Origin of the sequence: Paenibacillus fonticola DSM 21315 (assembly GCF_000381905.1) — a bacterium.
Classification (GTDB): domain Bacteria; phylum Bacillota; class Bacilli; order Paenibacillales; family Paenibacillaceae; genus Fontibacillus; species Fontibacillus fonticola.
Genome location: NZ_KB907247.1, coordinates 243,879 through 261,811, shown reverse-complemented (window position 1 = coordinate 261,811; position 17,933 = coordinate 243,879). Strand labels below are relative to the sequence as shown.

At 49.4% G+C, this 17,933-nt stretch carries 15 protein-coding genes; 5 read left to right on the top strand and 10 right to left on the bottom strand.

Annotated elements, in window-relative coordinates; translation table 11 throughout:
* The first annotated feature begins 141 nt into the window (after positions 1-141).
* Positions 142-1,032, top strand: coding sequence for a non-homologous end-joining DNA ligase (ligD, locus tag G358_RS0104665; protein WP_019636038.1), 891 nt, complete (start codon positions 142-144; stop codon positions 1,030-1,032).
* Between the two features lie 55 nt (positions 1,033-1,087).
* On the opposite strand, the gene cls is transcribed toward ligD, so the two are convergent.
* Positions 1,088-2,518 carry a cardiolipin synthase gene (cls, locus tag G358_RS0104660; RefSeq protein WP_019636037.1) on the bottom strand — a complete coding sequence of 477 codons (1,431 nt, stop codon included), beginning with the start codon at positions 2,516-2,518 and terminating at the stop codon, positions 1,088-1,090.
* A 400-nt stretch (positions 2,519-2,918) separates the two neighbouring features.
* Here cls and G358_RS0104655 point away from each other — a divergent pair, with 400 nt between their 5' ends.
* Both G358_RS0104655 and G358_RS0104650 read left to right on the top strand, forming a co-directional pair.
* Positions 2,919-3,887 (top strand): M23 family metallopeptidase, encoded by a 969-nt coding sequence (locus G358_RS0104655; RefSeq protein ID WP_019636036.1) that lies wholly within the window; start codon positions 2,919-2,921, stop codon positions 3,885-3,887.
* A 30-nt stretch (positions 3,888-3,917) separates the two neighbouring features.
* A complete protein-coding gene (locus tag G358_RS0104650; RefSeq protein WP_019636035.1) occupies positions 3,918-4,337 on the top strand; it encodes a bactofilin family protein in 420 nt (139 codons plus the stop codon).
* Positions 4,338-4,420: 83 nt separating this feature from the next.
* Here G358_RS0104650 and G358_RS0104645 read toward each other — a convergent pair whose 3' ends face one another.
* Entirely contained in the window at positions 4,421-6,598 is a 2,178-nt protein-coding gene (locus tag G358_RS0104645) for a YhgE/Pip domain-containing protein (RefSeq protein ID WP_019636034.1), read from the bottom strand.
* A gap of 27 nt (positions 6,599-6,625) precedes the next feature.
* Entirely contained in the window at positions 6,626-7,210 is a 585-nt protein-coding gene (locus tag G358_RS0104640; protein WP_019636033.1) for a TetR/AcrR family transcriptional regulator, read from the bottom strand.
* Positions 7,211-7,556: 346 nt separating this feature from the next.
* Here G358_RS0104640 and G358_RS0104630 point away from each other — a divergent pair, with 346 nt between their 5' ends.
* On the top strand, positions 7,557-8,714 hold the full coding sequence (locus G358_RS0104630) for an MGDG synthase family glycosyltransferase (protein ID WP_019636031.1): 1,158 nt from the start codon (positions 7,557-7,559) through the stop codon (positions 8,712-8,714).
* On the opposite strand, the gene G358_RS0104625 is transcribed toward G358_RS0104630, so the two are convergent.
* Both G358_RS0104625 and thpR read right to left on the bottom strand, forming a co-directional pair.
* Positions 8,705-9,415, bottom strand: coding sequence for a cell wall hydrolase (locus G358_RS0104625; protein ID WP_240479934.1), 711 nt, complete (start codon positions 9,413-9,415; stop codon positions 8,705-8,707). The two genes, G358_RS0104630 and G358_RS0104625, sit on opposite strands and share 10 nt — an antisense overlap.
* Positions 9,416-9,827: 412 nt before the next feature.
* Entirely contained in the window at positions 9,828-10,595 is a 768-nt protein-coding gene (thpR, locus tag G358_RS0104620) for an RNA 2',3'-cyclic phosphodiesterase (protein ID WP_420836044.1), read from the bottom strand.
* Positions 10,596-11,947: 1,352 nt separating this feature from the next.
* Between thpR and G358_RS0104610 the strand changes: the two genes are divergently transcribed.
* Positions 11,948-13,642 (top strand): methyl-accepting chemotaxis protein, encoded by a 1,695-nt coding sequence (locus G358_RS0104610; protein ID WP_019636027.1) that lies wholly within the window; start codon positions 11,948-11,950, stop codon positions 13,640-13,642.
* Between the two features lie 150 nt (positions 13,643-13,792).
* Here G358_RS0104610 and G358_RS0104605 read toward each other — a convergent pair whose 3' ends face one another.
* The 5 genes from G358_RS0104605 to G358_RS0104585 form a co-directional block, all read right to left on the bottom strand.
* On the bottom strand, positions 13,793-14,134 hold the full coding sequence (locus tag G358_RS0104605) for a KGG domain-containing protein (protein WP_019636026.1): 342 nt from the start codon (positions 14,132-14,134) through the stop codon (positions 13,793-13,795).
* Positions 14,135-14,270: 136 nt separating this feature from the next.
* Positions 14,271-14,429 (bottom strand): hypothetical protein, encoded by a 159-nt coding sequence (locus tag G358_RS33405; protein WP_019636025.1) that lies wholly within the window; start codon positions 14,427-14,429, stop codon positions 14,271-14,273.
* 93 nt (positions 14,430-14,522) lie between these two features.
* On the bottom strand, positions 14,523-15,248 hold the full coding sequence (locus tag G358_RS0104595; protein WP_019636024.1) for a YwiC-like family protein: 726 nt from the start codon (positions 15,246-15,248) through the stop codon (positions 14,523-14,525).
* 43 nt (positions 15,249-15,291) lie between these two features.
* Positions 15,292-16,308 (bottom strand): GTP 3',8-cyclase MoaA, encoded by a 1,017-nt coding sequence (gene moaA, locus G358_RS0104590; protein WP_019636023.1) that lies wholly within the window; start codon positions 16,306-16,308, stop codon positions 15,292-15,294.
* A 43-nt stretch (positions 16,309-16,351) separates the two neighbouring features.
* Positions 16,352-17,836 (bottom strand): nitrate/nitrite transporter, encoded by a 1,485-nt coding sequence (locus tag G358_RS0104585; protein ID WP_019636022.1) that lies wholly within the window; start codon positions 17,834-17,836, stop codon positions 16,352-16,354.
* Positions 17,837-17,933: the final 97 nt, after the last annotated feature.

Sequence of the window (17,933 nt, the reverse complement as noted above, 5' to 3'; positions counted from 1 at the left end):
GCCTTCTTCTTGTTCCCAAGTTTGCCCACGCTGCCCTGCTTCCATTCTATGGGCGGGAAACGGTTTGCAGGTGTTAAGTTTATTTAAATAGGCAAACCTATAAAAATAACAAACACGTTTACGGAGATAAGGAGCAAGATCATGCCCAAAGCAACGAAAGGTACCATCCTCGTGGAAGGCGAGGAGATCACGATATCCAATCCCAGCAAGCTGCTATGGCCTGAGGCCGCCATTACGAAGCAGATCTATTTAGAGAAGCTGGCCGAAATTTCTCCCTATTTGCTGCGCTATTGCCGAAATCGCCTGCTCACCACGATCCGGTATCCCGATGGCATAGGTAAGAAATTTTTTTATCAAAAAAATACGCCGGAGCCTCGCCCATCCTTCGTCCGCACCGTCCGCCACGAAAATATCGACTACATGGTGCTCGACAGCCTGCCTGGACTGCTGTGGCTGGGCAATTTGGCCTGTATCGAATTCCACCCTTCTCTTCATTACGTAAACGAACAGCTTCCTTGCGAATGGATGATCGACCTCGATCCTTCCCGGGAAGAAGAGCCGCGGATAATGGAGGCCGCCTCCTATGTCGGAGAAACACTGGCTTCCCTCGGACTGCAATCCATCCCGAAAACGTCGGGAGCGACCGGCGTGCAGATCATCGTCCCGGTTGAATATGGAGTAACGTTTGACGAGCTGCGGCTGATCGGGCATTTCGTAGCCCGTTATGCCACGGAAAAGTACCCCGATCTGTTTACTATCGAACGGCTCAAGAAGGATCGCGGCGATAAAATTTATTTTGACTATTTGCAGCATTATGGCGGAAAAACACTAGCCGCCCCTTACACGCCAAGAGCGCGGGCAGCCGCCAGCGTATCTACGCCGCTAACCTGGGATGAGGTGCGCAACAATCCGCTGCCTTCCGATTTCAACCTGCACAACATTGGAGAGCGATTAAAGCAGAAAGGGGATCTGCTCGAAAAAGTCCCTCCCCAATCTGTCCAGCTTATCCTTGAGCATCTGCAAGGCCGTTAGAGCACTTAGGTGTTATGGTGTTATGGTGTTACGGTTTTACGGTACCCTTATTTCATCAAAGCAGCGGGGACAGCAATCTGCACAGAAGCTCCAGTCCTTTCTGTAACCGGGAACGGCGGGAAAATACACTCAACTCGATCTCCTTGCTCTCGGCCAAATCATTTAAGAAGTCTTTGCATAACCGGGAGATAGGGGCAGCATCGAATAGAACAGCCGTCATCTCAAAGTTGCAGAAGAAGCTGCGCATATCCATGTTTGCCGTACCGACAGTGGCAAGCAGATCGTCCACAATCAGCACCTTGGCATGAACAAAGCCTTTCTGGTATTGATAAAACTTCACCCCGGACTCCAGCAGTTCCTCTACATAAGAGAGCGAACCCAGCTTGACGACCCGGCTGTCCGACTCATCCGGAATAATGATTTTGACTTCAACCCCGCTAACCGCTGCCGTCTTAATCGCGTTGTATATGCTTGGATCAGGAATGAAATACGGCGAAGTGATCCAGATGCGTCTATTGGCTACAGCTATCGCCCCGAAGCACATTTCCTGGATGGCATCCCAATGCTGATCAGGACCGCTGGTGAGCACCTGCACCTGCTCTTTTCCCTGGCAAGCATGCTGCGGATACAACTCCGGTTCATTGATCCGTTGGCCCGAAGCGAGGCGCCAATCCCCCAGAAATGCATTTTGCAAAAAATACACCGCATCCCCGCTTACTTGCAAATGCGTGTCACGCCAGTAACCCATTTTAGCATCCATCCCCAAATAATCATCTCCGATATTCAGTCCCCCGACAAAACCATGCCTCCCATCGACAACAAGTATTTTACGGTGATTCCGATAGTTGACTCTCCGGTCGAAGGTAGCGATCAGCGGCGGCAAAAAAAAGTAAACTTCCACCCCGCCCTCCTGAAGGTCTCTAACGAAAGAGCTTTTTAAATGATAGCTGCCTAGCCCATCGCATATTAATCTCACCTTCACGCCTTCCTGTGCTTTCTGAAGCATTACCTTCTTGAACTGATGCCCTATGCCATCGGCACGAAAAATGTAAGACTCCAAATGTATATGATCCTGAGCGCACTCCATCGCTGCGAGCATTGCCGTAAACGTCTCTTCTCCATCCGTCAACACCTTTGTTTCGTTGCATCCCGTAATCGGACTTTCCGAAATATGCTTTAGCAAGCCAAACAATCTCTCATGGTTGCGAAATTCCGGATTGGACATTTCATCTGCCATTTCTACAATGACCGCCTGCCGCCACAATCTGGCCCTGATCTGCTGGAACAGCTTTGATCCTCTGCGCCTCAACTTGCGGCGCTTCTTATATTCCTGGGCGACGAAATAGTACAGTATGAAGCCAACGACGGGAAAGAGAAACAAGATAAACATCCAAGCGACGGCTTTGCTGGGATTGCGAAATTCCAAAACGAGAATCGTAGCGATCTGAAAAATAAAAGCGAGCAGCACTAACACCAGCCACACCATTCACTTCACCTTCCCTTCAATCAGCATTAACCAGGCAGCTACTAATTTATTCATCCGCCTTTTAGGCTTCCTTTAGACATCCTTTAGATATGCTTTTAACATCTTTAGACATGCTTTAGACATGCTTTAGCCATGCTTTAGACATCCTTTAGACATCCTTTAGACCTCCTTTAGGCCTCCTTCAGGCTTCCTTTAGGCCTCCTTCGGGCTTCCTTTAGCTATCCTTTACACATCCTTTAGGAATTCGCTTTTAGACACTCGCTTCATGCATCCGCACTAGACTTGCGAGCATTATTTACACCATTAACTATATGAGACAAGATGACTTTTTTGACATGTTTTAAGAGACATTAGAATAGATAAAATATAGAAGCTATTAAGCAAACGGAAAGGAGATGCCATGAGAAGTGCTAGTTTAGCCCATCGGACGACCCTGCTTGTTCTGCGGGAAGCCCATCAGCCCGTGAAACAAATCCAGGTGTCAAAGCCGTTTGTCATTGCCGTGCCGATCATCGCGCTGTTATCCATTTCCGGCTTGATCGTCAGCCTGCAAATGCAGTCCGAGAACACCATTTCCCGCCTGGAGGACACGATAAAGACGCAAAACATTAAATTTGAAGCAATTGTAACGGATAAGAACGAAGCGATTGAGCGGCTGCAAAGCCAGGTCATCACTTTATCCGGCCAATCCAAAGAACTGATGAACCGAATGGAGCGGGTGAGCGAACTTGAAGCCGAGCTGCAAAGTTTCATAGATAAATATGGAAGCAGTGGTGACCCCGGTAAGCTATCCTCCCTGTCCTGGGATGAAACCTTAGGAAAAGGCGGCGAATATATCGCAGTATACGATCAGGAGATTGAGGATTTAGCTCAGGAGACTAGTGACGATTTCCTGGAAATCAGCGCCATGCTGGATGAAATTGAGAGGATCGTGCCCACCACACTGCAAAAGGCCAAGCAAACGCAATATTCCATTTCAGGAACACCTTCCGAATGGCCGACATTGTCGACTCGCCTGACGTCAAATTTCGGCTATAGAACCGATCCGTTTACGGGCAAGGCTGCGTTCCATGCCGGAATCGACATTTCCGGCCAGGTTGGAGACCCCATCTATGCGGCAGCTGCAGGCAAAGTAATTTCCGCAGAGAGCAATCGTTCACGGGGCAAATACATTATTATTCAGCATCCGAATGGTCTCCAGAGCTGGTATATGCATCTTAGTGAAATGAATGTTTCTGAGGGAGATACCGTGAAGAAGGGCCAGACGATAGCGAAGCTGGGGAATACCGGAAGGAGCACCGGGCCTCACCTGCATTTCGAGATCATGAAAGGGAATAAGAAAGTCAATCCCCTTCCTTATTTACAATAATGCATCCCAATGATGAACGGAGGATTAAAAATGTTTAAAAATAACAACAAAATAAACGGCTGGAACGGAACATTGATCGGTCAGGGCAGTCTTGCGGAGGGGAAGCTGGAATGTGAAGCGAGCTTGCGGATCGAAGGAATGTTCCGCGGGGAAATTCATTGCCAAGGCCAGGTCGTCATCGGCGAGAGCGGAGAAGCTCACTCTAACATTAAGGGGGCGGATGTGGTTGTGGCCGGCAAAGTAATCGGTGATATTTCCTCCCAAGGACGATTGACAATTATGAGCAGCGGGCTGGTTGAAGGCAATGTGAACGTAGCCAGGCTCATCATTGTGGAAGGTGGCCTTCTGAATGGAGCGAGCAGGATGGAAAGAGCAGCATCCCTCCCCGCCACGGCCGTCGATTCGCTCAAAGACAAGTCCAAAAAAACAGCACAGCCCGAAGCAGGGTGATCCCTCGCTTTGGGCTGTCTTTTTCAACTGATTGCAATATGATATTGCTGCCAGACTAAACTGGCTGTGTCCGCTCAGTCAGCTTAAGCCTCCACAGAAGCGGCACTTACCGATTCACTATGCTCATGCCGCAGGAAGTATACCATGGTGACAGCGAGAAATACAGCACCGAAACCCGCAAGTATGCCCATATGCTGCCAAGCCGCTCCAAAATCCCCACTGGAAATAATGGCCTTGTAGCCGCTGACGCTGTATGTCATCGGCAGCAGAGGATTGATCCCCTTCATCCAATCGGGAATGAGCTCTAGCGGGAACGTCCCCGCACTCGTCGTTAACTGGAAGATCAGCATGAGAATCGCCAGAAAACGCCCAGGGTTATCCAACCAGGTAACGAGGGCCTGAATGATGAACATGAAGCATAAGCTGGTTACAAAGGTAAACAGATAAAACATAGGCACGCTCTTAACCTCAAGTCCAAGCACGTATAGGACGAGTACTACTGACAAAAGGGATTGCACAAAACTCATGCCGGTAAATGCCAGCCCGCGGCTGATAAAACGGTTCCAGCCTGTCGCCTCGGCCACGGAGGAGCCTCTGACCGGTACAACCAGCGTGGAGATGAGCGCTCCGACAAATAAACCAAGCGATAAGAAGTAAGGGGAGAACCCTGTTCCGTAATTTGGAACCTCGTTTAATTTATGCTCTGTAATTTCCACCGGCTGAGCGTACATATTTACCAGCGCATCACTTTTCTTCACGCTTGCAGATTGCTCGGCGGCATCATTTAGCTTGCTAGCCAACTCCCCGGAGCCCGCTGCCAGCTGATCCATGCCATTTTTCAATTCGCCGGCGCCATCGTCCAACTGCTTGGAGCCACTGGCAATCGTGCTGACACCGCCCGACAATTGACCGACGCCGCTTTGCAGTTGCTCGGCGCCGCCGCTCAGCTTATCCGCACCGCTCGCGAGGCTCTGCCCGCCGTTAGCAGCCTCCGACAGCTTCGCTCCGAATTGCTGCAATCCGCTCGCCAGCTGCTCCTGGCCGGCCGTCAAAACCGCCGCCCCTTGCAGCAGCTGCTGCTCGCCCTGCACCAACTGCTCGCTGCCCTGCAAGAGCTGGCCTTGGGCATCGTGCAGTTCGCGTGCGCCATTCAGCAGCTCCTGCTGACCGGCAGCTGCCTGCTCGCTGCCTTCCGCTACCGCTTTACTTGCAGCGAGCAGCTTTTGTACCGCAGGGTCGTCAGCCAGCTCTGGGCTCGCTTGAATCAGCTGCTCTAATCCTTGAGCTACGCCCTTTGCTCCTTCCGCCACTTGACTGCTTCCTGCATGCGAAGCTTCGAGACCTGCCTGCAGCTTAGCGCTGCCCTGCTCGGAAGCGGCCAGGCCGGCATTCAGCTTCTCCGCTCCTTGCAAAGAAGCTTGGATCCCGGAATGAAGCTGCTCTCCGCCTGCTTGAGCCTTCACCGCGCCCTCCTCCAGCTGTTGCTGGGCAGCGGACAACTGATTCAAGCCGCTAGCCAGGCTTGAAGCTCCGCCTTTAAGCTCTTTAACACCTTGATTCAGAGCCTTCGTGCCCTGTTCAAGCGGAGCTACACCGTTTTGCAATTGATTTGCGCCATTAACCAATTTGGCCAGGTTCTGTTTAAGCTTCAGCGTACCTTCATCGAGTTGAGCAGCTCCATCGCTGATCGTACTCGCACCCGATCCAGCGTCACTAAGCCCGCCAGAAATTTTATCGACTTGATCGAACAGCGTTTCCGTATAGGCCTCAGTTACTTTAGCCGATACCTTGGACTTGATTTCTTTTACCGCCGTGCCGCCGATTTGCGCGGCCAGAAAGTTATAGCCTTCATTCGGCTCGAACACAAGCGTAGCAGGCTGAGGATGCTCATCCATGAGCGTAGTCGCTTTGGAGGAGAAATTCTCTGGAATAATGATTGTCATATAATATTCGTCATTTTTCATCCCTTTTTCGGCTTGCTCACGTGTAACGAACCTCCAGGAGAAGTCATCGCTTTTTTTAAGCTCAGCGATCAAATCTTCACCGACTTGCAGCGGTTTCCCTTCATATTCAGCGCCGGTATCCTGATTCACTACAGCAACGGGCAGCTCATTCATTTTACCGTAAGGATCCCAAAAAGCCGTCAAAAACATTCCGCTGTACAGAACGGGAATAAACAGAACGACCAGAATAGGGATAATCACTTTTGGTTTTTTGAAAGAAGCTCCCAAATCCTTAAAAAACACCGACATCGATTTCATTTAGCTTCTCTCCTTTTATCTATATGCCTATATGTGTGATTCGGGGGATAGTCCACCTGACAAAAAAATACGAACGAACTCTTTAATCTGCTCTTTGCTCAGCGGCTCCCGTTGTTTGTTCCAATCCGAAGTGAGCGCAATGTATAGCTTGAACATAACAAACGAGACTACTTTGGGGTCTAACGAACGAATCTCGCCACGCCCAGCAGCACGCGTAATTTGCTTCTCCAGGTAGTTCAATATTTCATTCTCGATCCGCTGCAAACCTTCGCGTGCCTGCGGGGTACCAAAATCACGCACCTCCTGGAACAGCTTAATCAAAAGCTCGTGTTCCTGCCTGAACTCGAGGAGCGAATCCATGCTGTGATACACATTTTCAAAAAATGATTTGTCCTCCCGGACCTCCGTTACGGCAATCCGCTTCATCTCGGAAATGACAGAGCGAAGAATTTCGTCAAACAGCTCTTCCTTGTTCGTAAAAAAAGTATATATCGTTCCTTTCGCCACATTTGCAATTTTGGCCACCTGCTCCATCGTCGTTGCCTTATAGCCAAACAGCGCAAAAGACTTTTCCGCTGCCTCGATCACTTGCTGCCTGCGATTTACTGCCATTATTAGCACCTCCTTTAACTACGAATATACAAGACTCGATGAATAATTGACCAAAAATCCATTTCGGTCATATGGTCATTTTTCACTTTAACATTTGAATATCGTCTTTGCAAGATAATTTCTGCAACTTCCATTGTTTTCATAAAATTTACTACATAGCGAAATTTGTCGTATTTTTTTCCCCGACTTTGGTCCAGCTGTGGACCAGTCTGCAGGCTCTTTTGTTTCACACCGCGGCACTTTAAAATATAACCAGATACTAACAAATTCGCTCCCTCATAAAGCTTATATAACGAACAAAACCGTCCTCTAAAGGGACGGATCCAATCATAAAGCAGGTGATATTATGTCCAAAAAACGAGTACTGATCTTATCAGAAGGCTTCGGCAGCGGCCACACCCAGGCTGGCCACGCTCTGGCCGCAGGGATTAAAAAAGTTTGTCCGGGCACGAATACCAAAGTGATGGAGCTTGGAACATTCCTCAATCCTATCGTCGCTCCGTGGATTTTGTCTGCTTACCGGGTTACGTTAAATACAAGTCCGGCATTGGTCGGGATGTTCTATCGCAAAAAATATGAAAAACCCGTAGGGCGGCTGACCAGACTGGCTCTGCATAAAATGTTTTACCAGCATGCCTCCCAGGTGATTCGGCAGCTCCGGCCCGATGTTATCATTTGCACTCATCCGATTCCCAATGCCGTCATCTCCAGACTTCGCGCCTCAGGATTAAACGTACCTCTGTACACGCTGATTACAGATTATGATGCGCATGGTTCCTGGATCAGCCCCAAGGTAGATCAATACCTTGTATCTACTCCGGAGGTCAAAGAACTGCTTAGACAGCGCGGAGTAGATCCGAATATGATTCGCGTAACCGGAATCCCTGTTCACCCTAATTTCTGGAGCAATCAGGATAAAGCTTCCGCCAGGAGAGAGCTGGGTATCAAGCAAATGCCTACCGTGCTCGTCATGGGAGGGGGATGGGGCCTCCTGCTCAAGGAAGAGCTTATCGACAAGCTCAACGCCTGGCGCGACAAAGTACAAATCATTTGCTGCATGGGCAGCAACGGGAAATTAGCGGAAAAGATGCGGGCTTGCCCTGAGCTCCAGCATGAGAACATCACCATACTCGGTCACACTCGCGAAATCAGCAAATGGATGGACGCCTCGGATCTGTTAATTACGAAGCCGGGCGGCATGACATGTACCGAGGGTCTCGCTAAAGGAATTCCTATGCTGTTCTTCGAGTCGATACCTGGCCAGGAAGAGAAAAACCGCGAATATTTCGTAAACCATGGATACGGCGTAGAACTATCCTCTACAAATGTTATTGATCAATGGTTTCAGCGCATTGCACAGCAATCAGATAATAGCAGCCTCGTGTATGACAAAGTTAGTGCGCTGCACACTCCAGTGTACAAACCGGATCGCTGCGCGCTGGATGTCATGAATTTGCTGCATAGCCAACCCGTGCAAACCAAGCTGGATTTTGCCTATTTATAGAAAGTATGATTCCCGATTTCCTTGGACTTGCTTTTTGAACGCGCAATGGTGAAGTCCGTCGCCAAAGATAGGGAGAGGAAATAATAGGTGTCATCCGATACTTCTTTGCGGCCGTGCAACGCTTCTGTTACAGCACGAATACAATCCTCGTTCGGACGGACCCGGTCCATTCTTCCATTCTGCACAGGACTAAATTGAGACTTCTGATAAATTACTTCCTTAATCGTGTCGGGGTAATTGGCGGACCGCAGCCGGTTTAAGACAACGTTGGCAACTGCCACTTTGCCCTCGTACGGTTCACCTTCTGCCTCTGCCATCACAATTTTGTGAAGGAGATGCAGCTCTTCATCCTCCAGAACGTAGTTCCAGGTAGCCTGATCTTTATCCGCCTGGCTAAGCAGTTCTGTACGGGTGAAGTATATTTGATTGGGGGGATGAGACTTATCAATAACCTCCGCGGCAGCCTCAGCCTTCGTTGCCTTCATCGCTTGCTCTTGCAGCCGGGCTTGTTCCGTTGCAACGAGATTGCGGGCAAATAACAGCTGGGGACGCTGGCTTGTTTTGGTTTGGACTTGCTTCTTCGCAACAAGTGTCGAAATCAAGGGGACGACGGGTCGGTAAATACGCCTCTCCTGTATTAGGGACGCGTTAGTACTCGCCGCAGAATAGTTGCGATTTTGCTGCTTTACGATGACGGACATACTACTCGACATACTACTCGACGAAAGTTCTATTGGACGAACACGATTTTGACTTTGATCGATACGACCCCATAATAATGAAATCGATCCCGAACATATAAGAATAGCGCTAATTAATAGTGTGACATAACGATTCTGTCTGAAAATATACATATGGCCTCCTGCAATGACAATATCTCTATAGTGATAAGCCCGCGTTTTATATTTTTCATTGTTATGAAATCCGGCTTATCTCCTGGCGTTGATCACGCACTCTTTCAACTATGTAACCGAAAAAAGAGGTTTTGAACAACCTTCAGATAAATTTTTCTTATAATTTTCAACTTAAATCCGATAATTTTCAACTTAAAAAGCCTTCCGAAAGGGAAGGCTCTCCTGAAAATAATTGTACAGCAAACGGAGAAACAAGGGCTCACGACTGCAATGATATGCCCCCTACTACCTCATACATCGGACTTTCGGTTACTCTAGTACGATACAACATAATCGTATCATTTGTCCAATCCCCAAAGTAAAATTCTTTATTATCAAGCGGATGTCCCAGCTTTTCATCCTCTGAATATTTACGGGCTAGCGTGATGTGAGGGGCGTAGGGACGCACTTCCGGGACAAAGCCTAGCTTGGCATTCGCGGCCGTAACGAGACGATGAAGATGAGTCAAAGATGAAATGTCTCCTTCTACACCGCTCCATAACACGCGGGGGCGGGAGGGCTGGCCAAATGTACCAATTCCTGAGGCACTCAGCCGGAATGGAGATGCCTTGCCCGCTGCCTCCTGAAGGGAATCCATTATAGATTTTACCTGGGCGGCAGGCGTATCCCCCAGAAACTGAAGGGTAATATGATAGTCTGCCGGATGCACCCATTTACGAAACTTCAGTTCCTTCTGCTGCTCCTTGCACCACTGGTGTAACCGCTGCTTCATAAAATCCGGAATCGGAACAGCCACAAACAGACGCCATTTGTCGACCTGATCCGGCTTTGGTGCAGACTTCTTTGACCGCAGCTTAGCAGGTTCTGACTCAATAGCTGTCTTCTCTGACCGTGGATCGGCAGGCTCTGACACAATAGCTGAATTCTCTGACCGCTGTTCGACAGGCTCTGACTCAAGAACTGAATACTCTGGCCGTGGATCGGCCTTCTCCAACCGTGATTTGGATTGCTCTGTCAACGCCAACACTCCTTGTGAATCTTTTCTCAACATTTGTTTTTTTGACACATTTAGCTGTACGTCGTTATTATTCTGCAAACATTTCAGAATTATAATAAATATATAGCAATTATAAACTCAACTTTAGCAGAGAAAAAATAGCCTAGACCTAGTTTTATCGTTGGTTTGAAGGTAAGGAGATGACGGCTTGACAAAACTTTTCCGGACAATGAGACCGGTATACTATGCAGCAACTGCCCGGTCTGAGTAGGCTGCTACGCGAGCATTGTGTGCGATTTTTCGTATACACTTCCTGCATCGGGCCGCTACACGAGCATTGTGTATGATTTTTCATATACAATTTCAGCATCTGGCCGCCACACGAGCATTGTGTATGATTTTTCATATACAATTTCAGCATCGGGCCGCCACACGAGCATTGTGTATGATTTTTCATATACAATTCCTGCATCGGGCCGCTACACGAGCATTGTGTATGATTTTTCATATACAATTCCTGCATCGGGCCGCCACACGAGCATTGTGTATGATTTTTCATATACAATTCCTGCATCGGGCCGCCACACGAGCATTGTGTATGATTTTTCATATACAATTCCTGCATTGGGCCGCCACACGAGCATTGTGTATGATTTTTCGCATACAATTCCTGCATCGGGCCGCCACACGTGCATTGTATATGATTTTTCGTGTACAATTCCTGCATCGGGCCGCCACACGAGCATTGTGTATGATTTTTCATATACAATTTCAGCATCTGGCCGCTACGATAATGTTTTGGACAATTTTTCATACACCCCACACCCGACTGGGCGGTTGGCGGACTGGCGGTTGGCGGACTGGGCGGTCGCTTAGCAGCAACTTTCTCGATTGGATGAACGAAATCGTCACAGCGCACACGCTAAAAGAAGGTGATACACCTTCTCCGGCATGCATATATCGTCAATTCCAACAACAGATCCCAGGTAGGCCCTAGTGACGCATACTAGCAATGGCTCCTAGCAATGGATTCCTGCAAATGGCCCCAACAACAGATTTCAGCAGTGAGCCCCTGCAAATGGCCCCAGCAACAGATTCCAGCAGTGAGCCCTAGCAACGGGCCCTAGCAACAGATTCCAGCAGTGGACCCTAGCAACGGGCCCTAGCAACAGATTCCAGCAGTGGACCCTAGCAACGGATTAAAGCAATGGCTCCTAGGAGCAGGTCAGCAGGACCTAGCAAACGCTTCCTAGCAACGGCCCCTGTAGCGGATCCTGTAGCGGATCCTAACTCCGCCCAGCATCATTAGGCTTTTTTCAGATTTCAAGCTATGAAGATTGATTTGCAAAAATTTAATTAAAGATAGGGGAACTGCAGTAAATATGGGATTAGCGCGAAAAATAACTTTAACGATGATCAGTGTACTCCTTGTCATTGCAGGGTTAATTGGAGTATTCAGTTACCAGACAGCATACCGTCAAACGCAGCAATCTGCCGGTATCGAAGTGCTCGGATGTGCAAACATTACTACCGGGTTGATCGATCCCCGGATGATTGAACAGCTTCTTCAGGGCGATCATTCGGTGCTCCCCCTTGTCGAGGAGCAGTTGAATTGGACGGTAGACCATAAGTCCTTGTTTAAAGAGACGTTTATTCTGTCCCTGGACGGTAAAATTATTGCTGCCGACCGCAACTTGAAGGAACGCGGCTATTCTGCAGGCGAATCCTTTTACTTAGCGGAGAAGGATCAAAATATGATCAGGGAGATGAAACACTCTGTCTATAGTGAAGTGTATACATATGACGGCGTAGATCTACTATCAGGCTATGCCCCTATTTATCTGAATCATGATCCATCCGGACCGATCATAGGACTTATGACCATCAATTTCGATGCTTCTATCATTCACGAGCGTACCTGGGAAATTATAACGCTTCCCTTCGCTATTGGCGCGGCCGTCATTCTGATCGCCGGTATCTGCGTCTATTTTTTCATCCACCGGATGATCCGGCCGCTTGAGCAGCTTTCCCGGCAAGTAAACCAGATTGCAGCCGGGGATTTGAGCATACAACCCCCTGCGATCCGGAACCGGGATGAAGTAGGACAGCTCGCTCGCGACTTCGGGAACATGACCGCAAGCTTGCGGCAGCTTATCGCCGAGGTCAACGAGACGTCGATGCAAGTTGCCGCCTCCTCGCAGCAGCTCTCCGCCAGCGCCGACCAGACGGGCAGAGCGAGCGAGCAAGCTGCAGAGATGACGGAGCAATTGACGGAAGGCACCGAATCCCAGCTGCGCAGCTTGGCGGACAGTTCCGCCGTAATCCGAAGCATGGCGGCAGCGATCGATGAAATCAGCCGCCGTGCCGAGGCTGTCGCGCTGTCGGCCCAGCAGTCCTCGGAAGCCTCCCGGCAAGGTCGGGGCTCGGTTCAGCTTGGCGTAGCACAAATGGAAGTCATGGAAAAGAAAATACAACAGCTCTCCTCCGTTATCGAGGAACTGAGCAGCCATTCCAAAGAAATTCAAAGCATTCTCGATATCCTGACCGAAATTTCCACAGAGACGAATCTGCTTGCCTTGAACGCCGCAATTGAAGCAGCCCGTGCGGGAGAACAGGGCCGAGGATTTGCCGTCGTCGCCTCGTCGGTACGCAAGCTGGCTGAACGCTCGGTACAATCGGCGAATCAAATTTCCGGGTTGATTGCCTACATCGTCCGACAAATGGAGCTGAGCGGGGAAACGATGAGGGATGCTTTGCAGGAAACGCTTCATAGCACCGAGCTTGTGCGCAATGCAGGCGAATCCTTCACATCGATCGAATCCTCTGCCGCATACACCGCGGAATCGATCGAGGGAGTTGCCGCGAACGTCAAGGAACTCTCCGACCGTTCCGTCCATTTAGTAGAATCCGTAGAGGGAATCGTTGCCGTCGCCAATTATAACGTGGAACGGGCTCAGACGATGTCTGCCGCATCAGAGGAGCAGCTCGCCGCCATGGAGGAGGTCGGAGCGTCCGCCAGCTTTCTGTCCAGCCTATCGGAGAAGCTTCACACCATGATTGAACGATTCAAAATATAATTCTGCGCCTAATCAACAAGATGACCTCTGTGCTGCACTTGCACAGAGGTCATCTTGTTGGGCCTGAAGGCCAGCGGCGGCAGCGAGGGGTCGTGCCCGGCCGCCTCGCCCGCTCACTTTATATCATCGTTCAATCCGCAGTGGATGCTATTATTTGTCTCTGCGCTGACGAGCGCGCGCTTCGCCGCCCTTGCGTCCCGCTTCCTCCCGGCTCATCTTGCCGTCATTGTCATCGGAATTGCTTCGGGCTTCGCCGCCTTTTCTGCCGATCTCCTGGTAGAACTCTTTGTCATGATTGCGGGCCGTTGCCTTTCCGCCTTTCTCGCCGATCTCCTGGTAAAAATCCTTATCATGATTACGAGCCGTCGCTTTTCCGCCTTTTTCACCAATTTCCTGGTAGAATTCCTTATCATGGTTCCGGGCTGTCGCTTCGCCGCCTTTACGTCCTGCTTCCTCCCGGCTCATCTTACCGTCACGATTGTTGTTTGCCATGAGTGGTTCACTCCTTATCGTTATTTGTAAGGTACCGTATTGGGTACGATATTGTATTACCCAGCCGAAATAATTTAAAACGTCGCTAACTTTCTCCGGCGACCGGTATATACAAACAGGATAAGCAGTCCCTAACTCACTTCAGAATCGTCGTTTTGGGTCTGTTCCGCAGCAAAGTATACGCTTTTGCCACCGGGGCATAAGTGACATTATCCATCAGCAGGTCGTATCCTACCGGCGCCCCGTTTACAGTGATTGTAATTGTTTTGAAGGCTTGTTCTATTTGTTTCCTCATCTTGATCTCTCCTTATTCCATCTATACAATTTGCGTTTTGCATTGACGGTTACAATTAACCTGACAAGAGATGATCGAAACAGCAAGCATGCCTTAGAGCAGCATGACCGCAAGCAACACATATTGAACAGAGCCGATAATTTCGATGATTCCTACTTTCATAGGCCGCAGCGTTTTGCCCGCAAAAATAAAGGTACGGATCAATGGGAACAAATAGGCAATTGCCATCCAAGGCCACCCTAGCAGCGGGGGAATGAGGAGCAATAATACGTGATAGCCTTTCGCGCAGATAAGCCACCGTCGGTTTGTCCGTTCGCGAAAGACAGACTTTACGAAGAACACGCTGCCCATAAAAAATAACGTATTGAACACGATAATGTAGATCATCATGCGATCCCAGCCTCCGCCGCTGAGCAAATAAGCAGCCGCCCCGCCCAGCGAGAAGATCAGAATGGCGCATAGATCATTAAACCATGCCCTTTCAGATTTATGTTTAACGTACCAAATGTTGACCAGGAGCAGCGCGAGCAAAACAGGGCCAAAATACAAAAGCTGCGGCTGCCGGAGAAGCACCGGTGTTAGACATATAACTGCAATCAAGCCATATATCGTTCCCCATTTGCTCAAATGCATGCGATCCCTGCGTCTTTTCAAAGCTTGAAGGAACGGATACGACGATAAATATAGAAACAGCCATGCTAAAAATAACAGCAGGTGCATCCACTGCGGTCCTCCCGCCATCATGCCGACCACAAATGGCACGCTAACCATGGCCCATCCCCCATGTTCATGGGGAATGACAATCCCTTGCTTTCTCACAAGCTCTGACTCTCCTCTGAAATACGTACTCTCACTACCCGCCTTACCCGCCGATGTAGGACATATTTATTTTGGTGCGCTGCAATGACCGCTGCTCCGTTCGTTCATCGGAATATCGATCCTTCCGTTTCTCCCACACGTTACAAATAGCAGCGAGGATTTCCCGGTCAGTGGCCCCTCCGCGAAGCAGCCCGCGTAAATCAAAGCCCTGCGAAGCGAACAGACAGGTATAAAACTTCCCTTCCGATGACAGCCGTGCCCGGGTGCACGTAGAACAGAAGGATTCGGACACAGAGGCAATAAAGCCGACTTCCGCTGCCCCGTCTTTGTACCGGTACCGCTGCGCTACTTCTCCATAGTAATTCGGTTCCACAGGCTCCAACTCGTGCCAAGCAGACAATCTGTCATAAATCTCCCGCTTGGTAACGACCCGGCTGCGCGCCCAGTCATTGTCATTCCCGACATCCATAAATTCGATAAAACAGAGCGTGATCCCCAATTGTCTAAAATAAGCGGCCATCGGAAGGATTTCCTGGTCGTTCACGCCTTTTTGCACAACCATGTTGACTTTAACCTGAAAACCCGTTTCCTTTGCTTGCTTAATATTGTCCAATATCATCCCGGGTTCAATGCCGCGCCCGTTCATATAGGCAAACAGCTTGGGATCAAGTGCATCCAGGCTAATATTCAATCGGCGCAGGCCTGCATCAAACAACGGCTGAGCATACTGCTGCAGGAGAAGGCCGTTGGTCGTCAGCCCCATATCCTCGATCCCTTCGATCCTTGCCAGCCTCTCTACAATTTCCGGCAAATCTCTCCGCAATAAGGGCTCCCCGCCGGTAATCCGAATTTTCTTGACACCTATTGCAGCGAATATCCGCGCTACCGTGCAGATCTCCTCTACAGTCAGCAGTTCATCTTTCGGCAGAAACGCAAAATCGTCACCAAAAATTTCCTTGGGCATGCAATAGATGCAGCGGAAATTGCAGCGATCCGTAACTGAAATCCGCAAATCACGAATCGGTCGATGCAGTAGATCGCGTATAGGTTCTATCGTCATATTACATGCCGCCTCTCTCTTTCCTTCCACAGTACTAACCTAATTAACTTATATCGCTGAACAAGCCGACGTATTGTATGACTTCCCCCGATTCGTCCTTCACCGCATTAATGGTCAGGAACTCCAAATATTCCTGTCCGCTTTTGCGGCGGTTCCAAATTTCTCCTTGCCACTGTTCCGTCAGCCTGATGCAGCGCCACATTTCATCGTAGAAGGCTTTAGACTGCCTGCCTGATTTGAGAATACTCGGTTTACGTCCAACGACTTCCGCCTCTTTATAGCCTGTCAGCTTGGTAAACGCCGGGTTGACGGTTTTAATTATTCCCTTTGCATCCGTGACCAGAATGCCTTGCCCCGTAGAGCGGAACACCTCGTTAGAAATTGCAAGCCGATCATGATAATACATCCATATGACGAGAATAAGACTGGCTAAAGCGACCTGGGACAAGGCCATGAAGCCAATGGAATACTGTCCCGTCATTGAGTAAATGACCGATAGCATAAGCGGAGGGAAGAAGCCTCCCAGCCCGCCCATCATTGATACGAATCCATTCACCGTCCCGGCCTGCTTGCTGAAATATTGAGGGACAAGTTTAAATATAACGCCATTCCCTGCCCCGGCACAAACCGCTATCGTCAGGCTGCCTACGGTATAAAGTCCAATCGATGGTGAAAAGGCGAGCAGGATGCCTGCAGCGGTCAAGCCCAGGAACACGCCCATAAGCAATACCAGCGGCTTGAACTTATCCCCAAGCCAGCCGCCGAGCGGCCGCATAAAGGTGGCAAGCGCAATGAATCCGGCAGTACGCATGCCCGCATCGACTTTATCCAGCTCAAAGTGGGACACTAAAAAGTTCGGAAGATACACTGTAAAAGCTACAAACGAACCGAACGTAATAAAATAAAAAAGCGAGAACAGCCACAGCTTATCATTTTTGTAAACGCCCTTGATCTCTTCGAGTATCGGGGTCTTTACCTTTGCTTCCTTCCTATCTCCAAAGATGACATTCAGAGCAATAAAAATCAATAGCAGTACAAGATACAGCTTGACCGTCACCGACCAGCCTGCCTGAGACGCGATCACCGGCGCCGCAAAGGTCGTAATGGCCGTTCCCAAATTGCCGATGCCGTAAACGCCGTTGACCAGCCCGTGTCTTTCCTTCGGGTAATACTTTGGCAAAGACGTTACGCCAACCGAGAACACAGCGCCGCCGACCCCCAGGAATAAGCCGCCAATGACCAAATCGGTAAACGAAGAGGCTTTACTAATATAATATACCGGAAAAAGCAGCAATACGAAGCTCGCGGAAAATACAATCCGCGCACCCAGGACATTGGCATAATATCCGAAGGGGATCCGCAGTATTGAGCCCAGCACTACGGGGATCGCCGTCACAATCGCCAGCTGTTCCGCTGGAATTGAAATGTCCTCTTTAATAAATGGGAGAAGCGACGAAATAATGACCCAAACCATAAAGCCCAGCACAAGATTCAACGTTTGCAAAGGTAACTGCAATTTTCTTATCATGAGATCACCTAATCCCTACATACTGAATGACATTATATTGATTCCCATGTCTATTGTAAGGGGGGACCCGCAGAAAAAATAATAGGGATTTCCCCTG